Raw genomic sequence first — 12915 nt, forward strand, 5'->3', positions numbered from 1 at the left:
TCATGTCTCCTCCCGGAAGGCGGCCAGGCCGCCGGGGACGTCGGCGGCGTGCCGGATGCCGGCCACGCCGCCCCACAGGAACGTGGTCAGGTAGTCCGCGAGCGCCTCCCGGCTGATCGGCTGCTGCTGCCGCAGCCACCAGTCGCCGACCGCCTGCACGTAGCCGACCACGCCGTACGACCAGGGCAACGCGGCGCCGGAGTCGAGGCCACGGGCGCGCAGCCGGTCGCCGAAGATCCGGGCCAGGCCGCTGGCCACGGTGTCGATCACGTCGGTGACCACGTCGCGGCGGCGGGCGATGTCCGGCTGGTGCACCACGAACCGGTAGAGGTGCGTGTCCGCCGCGATGTGCGCCAGGTACGCGTCGATCGCGGCGCCGATCGCGGCCCGCTCCTCGCGCACCGCCGCGACCGCCGGGACGATCGCGTCCAGCACCAGCTCGGCGGCGCGCTGCCCGACCGCGAGCCACAGCTCGGACTTGTCCGCGAAGTAGCGGTAGAGCACCGGCTTGCTGACCCCGGCGTGCGCCGCGATCGCGTCCATCCCGACCTCCGGGCCGAACTGCCGGATGGCGTCGATCGCGGCCTCGGTCAGCTCGGATCGTCGCTGCTCACGGTGTCCGGCCCAGCGTCCGCGCCGCCCGTCGGTATTGACCGGCGTCTCATCAGCGTGCATGGTACTAGGAGTAACTGTTACTTCCGGTAACGTCAAGTACTTCCGGTAACGTCAAGTACTTCCGGTAACGTCAAGTGGGGGCATCCATGACGCCCGATCGCGAACGCACCGCCACCCGCCTGCTGCACTCCTCGGCCGCGCACTCGTACGATCCGGAGGTCGAGATCGACTGGGCCGCGCCGCTGGCGCCGGACACGTACTTCGTGCCACCGCACCGGTCCAGCCTCTACGGCACGGCGATCTGGGACCGGCTCACCGACGAGCAGCGGATCACGCTGACCCGGCACGAGGCGGCCAGCATCGCCGGGCTGGGCATCTGGTTCGAGACGATCCTCATGCAGCTGCTGGTGCGCGACTACTACCGGCAGGACCCGACCGCGGCGCACGCGCAGTACGCGCTCACCGAGATCGCGGACGAGTGTCGCCACTCCGTGATGTTCGGCCGGATGATCGAGCGGCTGGACACGCCGGTCTACCGCCCGGACGGGCTGAACGCACTGCTCGGCCGCTGGATCGGCGCCACCGGCACCGGTCCGCGGATGTTCGCCGCCATCCTCATCTGCGAGGAGATCCTGGACACGCTGCAGCGCGAGGCGATGGCCGACGAGCGGGTCCAGCCGCTGGTCCGGATGGTCTCCCGCATCCACGTGGTGGAGGAGGCCCGGCACGTGCGCTACGCCCGCGAGGAGCTGGCCCGCCAGGTGCGGGCGGCCGGCCGGCGCCGGCTCGCGTTCGACCGGCTGGTGATCGGCCGCGCCGCCTACCTGTGCGGCACCCGTCTGGTCCACCCCGAGGTCTACCGCGCGATCGGCCTCGACCCGGCCGCCGGCCGCCGCGCCGCGTGGGCCAACCCGCACTTCCGGGAGACGGTGCGCTGGGCGGGTGAGCGCGTGGTCGCGTACCTGGCCGACCTGGACCTGATCCGCGGCGCCGGCCTGCCGTTCTGGCGGCGCTCGGGCCTGCTCCCGGCATCGTTCGCCGGCGCCGGGGTAAGCGCATCCCCATGACCTGGGGCGTGGACGGCATCTTCGGCGGGCTGGCGCGACTGCGCGGCGGCAAACCCATTCACAAGCCCGGCCGGGTGTACGACGCCCGCCTGCTCCGCCGCGGCGGTGGCACCTGGGGCGTGCCGTGGCTGGACGAGCCGGGCGAGGACACCGGCGTGGTCCGCCTCTCCCGCGGCGCCGGCCTGCCCCGCCCGCTGCCGGACGTGCTTGGCCTCGCGTTCGGCTTCACCACCGCCGGCGGCGCCCGCCACGACCTGCTGCTCTCCACCGGCGGCACCGGCCGGTTCACCCGCCACCTGCTGGTCCCCCGCCGCGACCCGCTGCGCAGCGAGTACAGCACGCTGTTCCCGTACCGGTCCGGCGACCTGCGGGTGACGATCACCGCCCGGCCGCGCCCGGTCTGCCGCGGCGGCCCCCTGTTCCTGCTGCACGCCGCCGTCCCGGGCGGCACCGCCCGCGAGTTAGGCCTGCTGGTCCTGGACGCCGCCCGCGGCGACGAGCCGATCGCCTTCGACCCGGTGCTGCACCCCCTCCCCGGCCTCACGCTTCCGGGCCCGATCGCCGCGTTGCGCGCCGGCGCCTATCGCGGCGCCCGTGCCGCCCGTGGCCGCGCCCTGGACGAGGTGCCCGTGTCCGCGCCGACGCCGCCCTTGACCTTGCGGTAACCACAGGGCCGACCATGAGGTCATGTTGTCCATCAGCGAATTCAGCGCTTTGTGCCGGCTCACCCCGCAGGCGCTGCGGTTCTACCACGCCGAGGGTCTGCTCGTCCCGGCCGCGGTCGACGAGCGGACCGGCTACCGCTCGTACGAGCTGCGGCAGGTCGAGCGGGCCATGCTCATCGCGGTGCTGCGCGGCACGGAGATGAGCGTCGCGCTCGTCCGGCAGGCCGTCGACGAGCCCGACGCGGCCGCCGGCCTGCTGGAGCAGCACGTCACGGAGGTGCGGCGCCGGCGGCGGCTGCAGGACGAGGCGATCGGCGACGCGCACGCGTTCCTCACCTCCTGGCCGGAGGTGCGCACGGTGCACGCGCCCGCGACGACCGCGGTGTCGGCGACGGTGCCCGGCGTGGCGTCCGGGGACGACGGGTACGAGTGGGCCGAGGCCGACGCCGCCTGCGCCGGCGCCGTGGCGGACCTGGTCCGTACCGTGACGGCGTGCGGTGCGGTCGTGTCCGGGACACCGTGGCGATCGTGGTCGATGGGGGTGCCCGACCTGCACACCGGGACCGGGTCCCCGGACTGGCCGCGGCTGCGGGTGACGGTTCCGGTCACGGCCGGCGAGGAGTCACTGGCGGCGCTTCCGGACGATGTGGAGGCGTGGGTGTTCGAGGCCCGCGACGAGCTGTCCGTCCTGATCCCGGGGCGCGGCTCGACGGCGAAGTTCGGCACCGCGCTGTCCCGCCTGCTCGCGCATCCGCTCGAGGGCGCGGTCGCCGACCTCTCCCGCATGCGCCAGGTGCTGCACCCCGACGGCGTGGAGACGGCCGTGGCGATCGTCGCGGCGGCCCCCGGCGAGGTGGAGCGGGAGTTCCCGCGCCTGACCGGCCGCGCCCGCACGGTGCTGGGACTGGCCGTCGATCAGGCCCGGGCGGCGTCCTCCCCGACCGTGGGGACGGGACACCTGCTCGGCGGCATCATCGGCGAGGGCGCCAACCTGGCGCTCGCCGTGCTGCGCGCCGCCGGGATCGACCCGGAACAGGTGCGGCGGGAGCTGGCGGAGCGCACGGAGACCGAGCCGGGCGACTCGCCGGGAACGACGTCGCCGCCGTTGAGCACCGCGGCGGCCCGGGCGTTCGCGTCGGCCGAGACCGAGGCGGCGGCGCTGGGCTCCACCTACGTCGGGTGCGAGCACCTGCTGCTCGGGCTGCTCGGCGACACCGCGGGCGCCGCCGGGCAGGTCCTGCGGGCGCTGGGCGCCGAGGTCAGCTCGGCCCGCCGGACCCTGACCGCGGCAGTGACCGGCCACCGCCCGTGACCCGGGGATCGCGGGGGGGCGTGCGGGGTCAGGTGGCGCAGGGCGCGGGACGCGGCGACCGTGACGGCCAGGGCGGTGGCGGTGGCCCCGGCGGCGGTGGCGATCACGGGGAACGCGACCACGGCGCCGAGGACGACGAGTTGGCGATGCATGACGTGCCTCCTTCCACACCCCGACGGTAGGAGCGCGGGCCGGCGGCGGGCAGAGGCGGACGGCCTGTCCCCCGTGGGAGCTACGGCCCGGTGCGCTCGCTGCGGTGACGATTCGGGCCCCGCGAATCCATAGCGTTCTCCTTGTCACCGAGACATGGACGAACGAGAGGGACCTGGGTCATGGCACGCAGCTCGTGGACGGTACGGCTTCGATTCCCGCTGATGCTGGTGGGAGTGTTCGTGATCCTGGGGGTCGCCCAGGGCACGACGGCCGCGCGGCAGGACGACATCACCTGGGCGGTGTCCGCCGGCTTCGCCACGGCGATCCTGGCCGTGGTCGGATACGGACTGCTCAGCAGGTGGATCGAGCGGCGCAGGCCGACGGAGGTCTCGGTCGGCGGCGCGGTCCGCTGGCTGATCCCGGGCACGGTCATCGGCGGCGGCGGGTTCGCGCTGGTCATGCTGGTCATCTGGCAGCTCGGCGGGTGGGGCACGATGACGCGCGGCACCTGGGAGGGGCTGGCCGCGATGGCCGGCATCATGGCCTGCGTCGCGGTCTGCGAGGAGTTGCTGTTCCGTGGCGTGCTGCTGCGGATCGTGGCGGAGCGGTTCGGCGGCTGGGTCGCGCTGCTCGTCTCCGCGCCGCTGTTCGGCGTGATGCACCTGATCAACGCGGGTGCCGACCCGGTCGGCGCGATCGCGATCACGGTCACCGGCGGGCTGCTGCTCGGCGCCGCCTACCTGGCCACCCGGTCGCTGTGGCTGCCGATCGGCATCCACTTCGGACTGAACGCGGTCCAGCACGCGGTCTTCGGCGTCACGACGGACGCCGACGTGCTGCCCGACTACTCGCTCTACAACACCACGCTGTCCGGCCCGGAGCTGCTCACCGGCGGCGGGAACGGGCCCGAGTCCAGCCTGGTCCTGATCCTGCTGCTGTCGGTGCCGACCGTGGCGCTGATCTGGTACGCGGCCGCGACCGGCCGGATGCGCCGCGTGACGGCGCCGTCCCCGCAGCCCGTGCCCGCGCGCGCCTGACTACGGTAGCGCCGTGCGACTCCTCACCCGGTGGCGTGGCTGGGACGTCACGATTCGTGATCTCCCGGCCGCGCTGCTGCTGTTCTTCCTGGCCCTGCCCGCACTGGGCAACACCGGCACGCAGCTCGGCACGCTGCCGACCCGGCCGCTCGACGCGTGGGGGCTGGCGGTGCTGGCGCTGGAGTGCCTGCCGCTGGCCATCCGGCGCAAGTGGCCGGTCACCGCGACCGCGCTGGCCGCGACCGGGTTCGCGCTCGACCAGCTGCTGTCGTACCACACGGTCGGCGGCACCGCGTTCGCGTTCGCGCTGATCAGCGCGGGGGCGCACGTGGCGTACCGGCGGCGGCTCGTGATGGTCCTGCTCACCGCCGCGTTCGTGGCGCTGGCCGCCGGGATGCACCTGCTCGGCGCGGCCGAGCCGCTGATCGACTGGCTGATGCTGTACGCGGTGATGGCCGCGCTGTGGGCCGCCGGGGGCTGGCTGCGCGCGAGCCGGGCGGCCGAGGCCGAGCGGCGGCGGCAGGTGGCCGAGGCGACCCGCGAGGCCGAGCGCACCCGCATCGCGCGGGAGCTGCACGACGTGGTGACGCACCACGTGACCGCGATGGTGGTGCAGGCGGAGGCGGCCCGGTACCTGACCGCGGCGCCGGACCGGCTGGACGCGACGCTGACCGCGGTCACCGACACCGGCCGGCGGGCCATCACCGACCTGCGGCACCTGCTCGACCTGCTCAACCCCGAGCACGGCGCGATCCCGGCGGTGGGCGCGTTCGACACGCTGGTGGAGCGCACCCGCGACGCCGGGCAGCCGGTCGAGCTGGAGGAGCAGGGCACGCCGGCCGGCGTGGCGGGCAGCGCGGAGTTCGTGGCGTACCGGGTGGTGCAGGAGTCCTTGACCAACGCGCTCAAGTACGCGCACGGTAGCCCCACCGTGGTCCGGGTGCGGCACGGGGAGAGGACGATCAGCGTGGAGATCAGCACCGCGGGCACCGGCACCGGTAGCGGCACGTCGCCCGGCGGCAGCGGGCGCGGGCTGGCCGGGCTGCGCGAGCGCGTGGCCGTGCTCGGCGGCGAGTTCAGCGCCGGGCCGGACGGCGGTGGTTTCCTGGTGCGCGCGGTCATCCCGCTGGGCGGCGCCGCGTGAGCGCGCCGGTGCGGGTGCTGATCGCCGACGACCAGATGCTGATCCGCACCGGCCTGGCCACGATCATCGACGCGCAGCCGGACCTCGAGGTGGTCGGCGAGTGCGGCGACGGGCAGGCCGCGGTCGACCTGGCCGCCAAGCTGCGCCCGGACGTGGTGGTGATGGACGTGCGCATGCCGGTGCTGGACGGCATCGAGGCGACCCGCCGGCTCGCCGGCGCCGGCGTCCCCGACCCGGTCAAGGTGCTGGTGGTGACCACGTTCAACCTGGACCGGTACGTCTACGAGGCGCTGCGCGCCGGCGCCAGCGGCTTCCTGCTCAAGGACGCGCCGCCGGACCGGCTGCTGCACGGCATCCGCACCGTGGCGATCGGCGCCGCGCTGCTCGATCCCGAGGTCACCCGCCAGCTGGTCGGCCGGTACGCGGCCCGGATCCGCCCGGCGGAGGCCACGCCGCCGGACGACGTCCCGCTGACGCCGCGCGAGCTGGAGGTGTTGCGCCTGATCGCGAACGGCCTGTCCAACGCGGAGATCGCCGCCACGCTGGTGATCAGCCACGAGACCGTGAAGACGTTCGTCTCCCGCATCCTCACCAAGCTCGGTCTCCGCGACCGCGTGCAGGCGGTCGTCTACGCGTACCGCAACGGCCTGGTGACCTGATCGCGCGTCAGCATGTGCTGACAGAACCGGGTCCGTCAGCCTATGCTGACAGCATGAGCCGAGAGAGCCTGACGTCGCTGGCCGCCGCGGCCGGCGCGGCCGACCCGGAGACCGGCCTGGCCGCGGTCGCGGCGCTGCGCCGACTGCTGGACGAGGTCGAGACCGCGCACGTGGCACGCGCCCGCGCGGCCGGCTGGTCCTGGGAGGCGATCGCCGCCGCGCTCGGCGTCCGCCGCCAGACCGCGCACCGCAAGCACGCCCACGCCACCCCGAAGGAGCGACCATGAGCATGCTGGACCGGTTCGACGACGTCGCGCGCCGCGCGATCGTCCGCGCCGGGCTGCTGGCCCGGGAGGCCGGCCGCGACCGGCTCGACGACGAGACGCTGCTGGTCGCACTGGCCGCGTCCGCGCGCGTGGCGACCCGCCTGGGCGTGCCCGCGGACGCGGTACGCGACGCCTGCCCCGGCGCCGCGGCCGGACGGGACCGCGAGCTGCTGGCCGCGCTCGGCATCGACCTGGACGAGGTCCGCGACCGGCTGCCGGTCCGCATCGACGACCCGGCCCGGTGGCGGCTGCACCGGCCGATCCCGCTGCCGCTGCGGGTGCGGCTCACCGGCCCCGGCGTGTCGCTGGTGCTCACCGAGCCGGCCCGCAAGGCCGTGGAGGTGGCGCTCAACCTGCGCGGGTACGGCACGCCGGTCACCGAGGACGGCCTGCTGCGCGGCGTGCTGGCCGACCGGCGCACGCCGTCGTTCCGCGCGCTGCGCCGGCTGCGGATCGACCTGCCCCGGCTGGCCACCTCGGTGTACGCGCGGGGCTGAGCCCGGGTAGGTTAGCCGTCAGGTGTGCCGGGAAGGCTGGTCGGCGAGGTCCTCACCCCGTCCTGCCCTGAGGGAGTCCGATGTCCGGTGCGCCGCCCCGATCCGCCCGTCAGTTGTTCGGCCGCGGGACCTGGCCGGAGGTCAGCCGGATCGCCGACATCCTGCGCATGGAGACCGTCGGCGGCGTGCTCCTGCTGGTCGCGGCCGTGGCGGCGCTCGTCTGGGCGAACTCGCCGTGGGCCGCGGCCTACCGAAGCCTGAGCGAGCTGACCGTCGGGCCGCACGCGCTGCACCTGGACCTCACGCTGGCGCAGTGGGCGGCGGACGGCCTGCTGGCCGTGTTCTTCTTCGTGGCGGGCCTGGAGCTCAAGCGCGAGTTCGTCGCCGGTGACCTGCGCGACCCGCGGCGCGCCGCGATGCCGGTCGCGGCCGCGGTGGGCGGCATGGCCGTACCCGCGCTGATCTTCACCGCGGTCAACGCCGGCCTGCCCGGCGGGTCGCTGGCCGGCTGGGCGGTGCCGACCGCGACCGACATCGCGTTCGCGCTGGCCGTGCTGGCGGTGATCAGCACCGATCTGCCGGCCGCGCTGCGCACGTTCCTGCTCACCCTCGCGGTCGTCGACGACCTGCTGGCGATCACCATCATCGCGGTCTTCTACACCGGTTCGCTCAGCCTGCTGCCGCTGCTGGCCGCGGCCGTACCACTGGGGCTGTTCGCCTTCCTGGTGCAGCGCCGGGTGCGCTCGTGGTGGCTGCTGCTCCCGCTGGCCGCGCTGACCTGGGGCCTGGTGCACGCGTCCGGCGTGCACGCCACCGTGGCGGGCGTGCTGCTCGGCTTCGCGGTCCCGGTGGTGCGCCGCGCCGCCGGCGACGGCCCCGGGCTGGCCGAGCACTTCGAGCACCGGTGGCGCCCGCTGTCCGCCGGGGTCGCGGTGCCGGTGTTCGCGTTCTTCGCCGCCGGGGTCTCGGTCGCCGGCGCGGGCGGCCTCGGCGAGAGCCTGCGCGACCCGGTCACCATCGGCATCATCGGCGGTCTGGTGCTCGGCAAGTGCGTGGGCGTGCTCGGCACCACCTGGCTGGTGCAGCGCTTCACCCGCTCCGAGCTCGGCGACGAGCTGAGCTGGTGGGACGTGTTCGGCCTGTCGCTGCTGGCCGGCATCGGGTTCACGGTGTCGCTGCTGATCGGCGAGCTGGCGTTCGGGTCCGGCAGCGAGCAGGACGACCACGCCCGGATCGGCATCCTGGCCGGCTCACTGATCGCCGCACTGCTGGCCACCGTGGTGCTGCGCATCCGCAACCACCACTACCGCCGCCTCCGCGAGATCGAGGAACGCGACGCCGACGCCGACGGCATCCCGGACGTGTACCAGGAGCGGTAGGTCTTCCCGCCGGGCTCTGGCGGGAGTACCGTCAGCGACAGGTGTGCCGGGAAGTCTGGTCGGCGGTCATGATCCGTTCTGCGACCGGAAGGGCTCCCGGCGATGACCGATCCCGTGCTGCGCACGACCCACCTGACCAAACGGTACGGACGGCTCACGGCCGTCGACGACCTGACGCTCGACGTCCCGGCCGGCGAGGTGTTCGGCTTCCTCGGCCCGAACGGCGCCGGCAAGTCCACCACCATCCGCATGCTGCTCGGTCTCGCGCGCCCCACGGCCGGCCGCGCGTGGATCGCCGGGGTGGACGCCACCGACGTCGCCCGCGCGCACCGGCACCTGGCGTACGTACCGGCCGACGTGGCGCTCTGGCCCGGTCTGACCGGCGCGGAGATCCTGCACCTGCTGGCCCGCACCGGGCCGGGCACCGACCTCGCCTACCGCGACGAGCTGATCGGCCGCTTCGGCCTGGACCCCGCCAGGCCGGCCCGGACGTACTCCACCGGCAACCGCCAGAAGGTCGCGCTGATCGCCGCGTTCGCCACCCGCGCGCCGCTGCTGATCCTGGACGAGCCGACCAGCGGGCTCGACCCGCTGATGGAGCGCGAGTTCCGGACCGCGGTCACGGCGGCGCGGGACCGCGGCCAGACGGTCTTCCTCAGCTCGCACCAGCTCGCCGAGGTGGAGGCGGTCTGCGACCGGGTCGGCATCCTGCGCGCGGGCCGGCTGGTCGAGGTGGCGTCCGTGCCGCGGCTGCGCGGGATGCACCGCGCCGAGGTCACGGTCGCCTACACCGGCGCGCCGCCCGCGCTGGACGCGGTGCCCGGCGTCGAGGGCGTCTCCGGCACGGGCGACGGGCGGCTGCGGTTCGCGCTGACCGGCCCGCCCGCGCCCGCGCTCAAGGCGCTGGCCGAGGCGCAGGTGACCGCGTTCACGGTGCGCGAGCCCGGCCTGGAGGAGATCTTCCTGGACTACTACGGCACGGAGACGGCCCGATGAGCGCCGCCGCGGCCGTCGGCGGGCTCGCGGCGCGCCAGATCCGCCGGGGCGGGCTGATCGTGCTCGGTTTCGCCGCCGCCATGCCCGCCCTCGTCGCCGCCACCTACGACACCGTCGCGGCCGATCCGGCCGCGATGGCGGGCCTGGAGACGATCGCCACGAACCCGGCGGTCCGCACGCTCTTCGGCGAGCCCGTCGCGCTCGACCGGGCCGGCGGCTTCACGGTCTGGCGGGTCGGCACCGCCCTCGCGGTCGTCGTCGGCGTCTGGTCGGTGCTGGCCACCACGCGCGTCACGCGCGGCGAGGAGGACGCCGGGCGCTGGGACGTGCTGCTCGCCGGCCGGGTGCCGGCGCGCGCCGTGCTCGCCCGGCATCTGGCCGTGGTCGCGCTGGTCCCGGTCGCGGTGGGCGCCGCCGTGACCGCGGTGCTGGCCGCCGCCGGCGGGCCGGACCGGGCGGGCGCGGCCGTGCACGGCGCCGGGCTCGCCGTGCTCGGCCTATTCGCCGTCGCGGTCGCCGCGCTGGCCGCACAGATCCTGCCCGCGCGCGCTCAGGCCACCGGGGCCGCGATCGCCGTGCTCGGCGCCGGCCTGCTGATGCGGATGGTCGGCGATGGCCTGGACGGCGTGGCGTGGTTGCGCTGGCTGTCCCCGTTCGGACTTCTCGCGCGCAGTGCGCCGTACGACCGGGACGATCCCGTACCGCTGCTGATCCTGCTCGGCGCGGCCGTGCTGACCGGCGCGGCGGCGCTGGCCGTGGCCGGGCGCCGGGACGTCGGCGGCGGCCTGGTCGCCCCGGCCGGGCCGCGGCGCCCGCGCCCCGGCCTGCTCGGCGGGGTGGCGCCGTTCGCGGTCCGCCGCGCGCTGCCCGCGGTCGCCGCGTGGTCCGCCGGCATCGTCGCCTACTTCCTGCTCATCGGCCTGACCGTCACGTCGGTGGCCGAGTTCCTGGCGGCCAACGCAGCGTTCACCGGCACCGCCGCGGAGGCCGGTTTCGCCGGGCTGGACACGACCGGCGGCCTGACCGCCACGCTCTTCGCGGTGCTGGCGCTGCCGGTCGGCGCGTTCACCGGGGTACGCCTGGCCGCGTTCACCGCCGCCGAGACCGACCGCCGCCTGGCCACACTCGCCGCCGGCCCGCTGAGCCGGCACCGGCTGCTCGGCGCCGAGGTCGCCGCCACCGTCGGCGGCGCGCTGGTGCTGCTCACCGCGGCCGCGGTCGCCACCTGGGCGGGCGTCGCCGCGGCCGGTGGCGCGCTGCCGCTGACCGCCGCGCTCGCCGGTACCTGGAACACGCTGCCGATCGTGCTGCTCAGCCTCGGTGCCGCGGTCCTGGCCGTCGGCGCCGCACCCCGCCTGACCGCGCTCGCCGCCGCCGTCCCGTCCACCGGCGGCTTCCTGCTCCAGGTGATCGCGGACAGCACCGGCGCCCCCGGCTGGGTCGCCGCGATGTCACCGTTCGCCCACCTGGCCCCGGTCCCCCTGCTCCCCGCGAACCTCCCCGCCGCCGCGACGACCACCGCGATCGCCGCGGCCCTCACCCTGCTCGGCGTTCTCGCCTACCGCCGCCGGGACCTGGCCTCATGATTCCGCCGCGCCGGGCGCTCCGGCGCGGCGGAAGTGAGACCCAGATCAACGGTGATCGGTGCCCCGGGCGCAGTACCGTGACGAGGTGCCGATGACAGCCAATGTGACCAGCGCAGACCTTCAGGAGATCCGGCAGTCCGTGCTGGGGGCCGCCGACCCGCTCGGCGTCGCCGCGGATCTGGCGGATGCCGTGGACGCCGGGCGGCTGGCCGACCCGGGTGATGCCGGGTACGCACTGATGCTCGCCGCCGAGATCGCGGAGAGCCGCAACAAGCTCGACGCCGCCCTGCGGTACGCGGACCGGGCCCTCGAGGCCTACGGAACGCGGGAGGACGGTGAGGTCGACTCCGCCCGCGCGATGCGGGCCCGAATCCTGTTCCGGGCCGGCCGCGACGACGAGGCGATGGCGGTGCTCGAGGCGCTGCGCCCGTCGCTGACCCGCTACCCGGACGCGGCGGCGTACGTGAGCGCGGCGCTGGCCGCGGGCAAGCGCCACAAGGTCGCGGAGGAGTGGCTGACCGAGGCGGTGCGGGCCGCGTTCGCCGAGCGCGGCGAGTCCGCGGAGCCGGCCAGCGCCGAGGACGCCGGGCTGCTGTTCTTCCTGCTGCAGCAGCGGCACCGGATCCGCCACGTGCTGGGCCTGCCGCACGACGGGCACGACAACCTCGCGGACCGGCTGGAGACCAGGCTGGCCAACGCGGGCGCCGCCGGTGCCGCCGCGGCCGAGGGCGACCTGCTGTTCTGGCCGGAGGCCGAGTTCGGCCGGGTGGTCGCGCAGTGGCCGGCGCTGTCCGAGGCGTACGGCAAGAGCTGGGACGAGCACCGCGCCCGCCTGGAGCGGGAGCTGGTCCGGCTGACCGCGGCCGGGCAGACCGGCCTGACGCTGCCGACCGGCACGGCCGACGGGCTGACCCGGTTCGCCGGCGAGGACGGCGACCCGGCCGACCCGCGCCGGGTACGCACGCCAGCAGTCCGCCCGCCCGGGGCTGATCGCCTGGCCGCCGGAGCGCAACGGTGCCTGCTGGTGCGGCTCCGGCCAGAAGTACAAGAAGTGCTGCCTGCCGCGGTCGCGCGGCTGACCCCTACGGTTCCCAGTAGACCTCGACCCGGTGCCCGTCCGGGTCGAGGCACTTGAACGCGGTGTAGTCCGGCCCGTCCTCGCGCTCGACGACCGGTACGCCGTCGCCGTCCATCCGGCGCAGCAGCGCGCGTACCCCGTCCGGGTCCGGCTGCCGGAATCCGAAGTGCAGGAACGCCGGCGCGGGCGCCACCGTCTCGACCGGGTGCAGCGCCAGGTCGAAGCCGCCGCCGTCGCGCACGATGACCGTGCCGTCCGGATAGCGCCGGGCCGTGGCCGGGTCGAAGCCGAAGTAGGCCGCGTAGAACTCGATGCTGCGCCGGGGCTCCCGCACCGGCAGCCCGAGGTGGTCGACTCCCATCCCTCCAGCGAACCGTACCGCGTCAAGCGGCTCGGCCTGT

General features: G+C 75.3%; 14 protein-coding genes. 12 read left to right on the forward strand and 2 right to left on the reverse strand.

What is annotated here, in order from left to right:
* Window positions 1-675 carry a TetR/AcrR family transcriptional regulator gene (locus tag J2S41_RS18285; RefSeq protein WP_310369091.1) on the reverse strand — a complete coding sequence of 225 codons (675 nt, stop codon included), beginning with the start codon at window positions 673-675 and terminating at the stop codon, window positions 1-3.
* Between the two features lie 86 nt (window positions 676-761).
* On the opposite strand from J2S41_RS18285, the gene J2S41_RS18290 reads away from it, so the two are divergent.
* The 12 genes from J2S41_RS18290 to J2S41_RS40005 all read left to right on the forward strand — a co-directional run bounded on the left by J2S41_RS18290 (window position 762) and on the right by J2S41_RS40005 (window position 12571).
* Window positions 762-1682: an AurF N-oxygenase family protein gene (locus J2S41_RS18290; protein ID WP_310369092.1), complete on the forward strand. Its 921-nt coding sequence runs from the start codon at window positions 762-764 to the stop codon at window positions 1680-1682.
* On the forward strand, window positions 1679-2347 hold the full coding sequence (locus tag J2S41_RS18295; protein ID WP_310369093.1) for a hypothetical protein: 669 nt from the start codon (window positions 1679-1681) through the stop codon (window positions 2345-2347). The genes J2S41_RS18290 and J2S41_RS18295 overlap by 4 nt, the downstream gene beginning before the upstream one ends.
* Window positions 2348-2369: 22 nt before the next feature.
* A complete protein-coding gene (locus J2S41_RS18300) occupies window positions 2370-3659 on the forward strand; it encodes a Clp protease N-terminal domain-containing protein (protein WP_310369094.1) in 1290 nt (429 codons plus the stop codon).
* 332 nt (window positions 3660-3991) lie between these two features.
* Window positions 3992-4849 (forward strand): CPBP family intramembrane glutamic endopeptidase, encoded by an 858-nt coding sequence (locus J2S41_RS18305; RefSeq protein ID WP_310369095.1) that lies wholly within the window; start codon window positions 3992-3994, stop codon window positions 4847-4849.
* A 13-nt stretch (window positions 4850-4862) separates the two neighbouring features.
* Entirely contained in the window at window positions 4863-5993 is a 1131-nt protein-coding gene (locus J2S41_RS18310) for a sensor histidine kinase (protein WP_310369096.1), read from the forward strand.
* Entirely contained in the window at window positions 5990-6652 is a 663-nt protein-coding gene (locus J2S41_RS18315; RefSeq protein ID WP_310369097.1) for a response regulator, read from the forward strand. The genes J2S41_RS18310 and J2S41_RS18315 overlap by 4 nt, the downstream gene beginning before the upstream one ends.
* 53 nt (window positions 6653-6705) lie before the next feature.
* Window positions 6706-6939 (forward strand): helix-turn-helix domain-containing protein, encoded by a 234-nt coding sequence (locus J2S41_RS18320; RefSeq protein WP_310369098.1) that lies wholly within the window; start codon window positions 6706-6708, stop codon window positions 6937-6939.
* Window positions 6936-7475, forward strand: a complete 540-nt coding sequence (locus J2S41_RS18325; protein ID WP_310369099.1) for a Clp protease N-terminal domain-containing protein — start codon at window positions 6936-6938, stop codon at window positions 7473-7475. Before J2S41_RS18320 ends, J2S41_RS18325 begins: the two co-directional genes overlap by 4 nt.
* A gap of 80 nt (window positions 7476-7555) precedes the next feature.
* Window positions 7556-8854, forward strand: a complete 1299-nt coding sequence (gene nhaA, locus J2S41_RS18330; RefSeq protein ID WP_310369100.1) for a Na+/H+ antiporter NhaA — start codon at window positions 7556-7558, stop codon at window positions 8852-8854.
* 102 nt (window positions 8855-8956) lie between these two features.
* Complete coding sequence (locus J2S41_RS18335) at window positions 8957-9850, forward strand: ABC transporter ATP-binding protein (protein WP_310369101.1); 894 nt, start codon at window positions 8957-8959, stop codon at window positions 9848-9850.
* Window positions 9847-11436 carry an efflux permease Rv1217c-related protein gene (locus J2S41_RS18340; protein WP_310369102.1) on the forward strand — a complete coding sequence of 530 codons (1590 nt, stop codon included), beginning with the start codon at window positions 9847-9849 and terminating at the stop codon, window positions 11434-11436. Before J2S41_RS18335 ends, J2S41_RS18340 begins: the two co-directional genes overlap by 4 nt.
* 91 nt (window positions 11437-11527) lie before the next feature.
* Entirely contained in the window at window positions 11528-12571 is a 1044-nt protein-coding gene (locus tag J2S41_RS40005; protein WP_445343926.1) for a hypothetical protein, read from the forward strand.
* Here J2S41_RS40005 and J2S41_RS18350 read toward each other — a convergent pair.
* The gene (locus J2S41_RS18350) at window positions 12519-12875 is read right to left on the reverse strand and encodes a VOC family protein (RefSeq protein WP_310369103.1); all 357 of its coding nucleotides are present in this window, start codon (window positions 12873-12875) and stop codon (window positions 12519-12521) included. The genes J2S41_RS40005 and J2S41_RS18350 overlap by 53 nt on opposite strands.
* Between the last annotated feature and the right edge of the window lie 40 nt (window positions 12876-12915).

Source organism: Catenuloplanes atrovinosus, from assembly GCF_031458235.1.
Taxonomy (GTDB): Bacteria; Actinomycetota; Actinomycetes; order Mycobacteriales; family Micromonosporaceae; genus Catenuloplanes; species Catenuloplanes atrovinosus.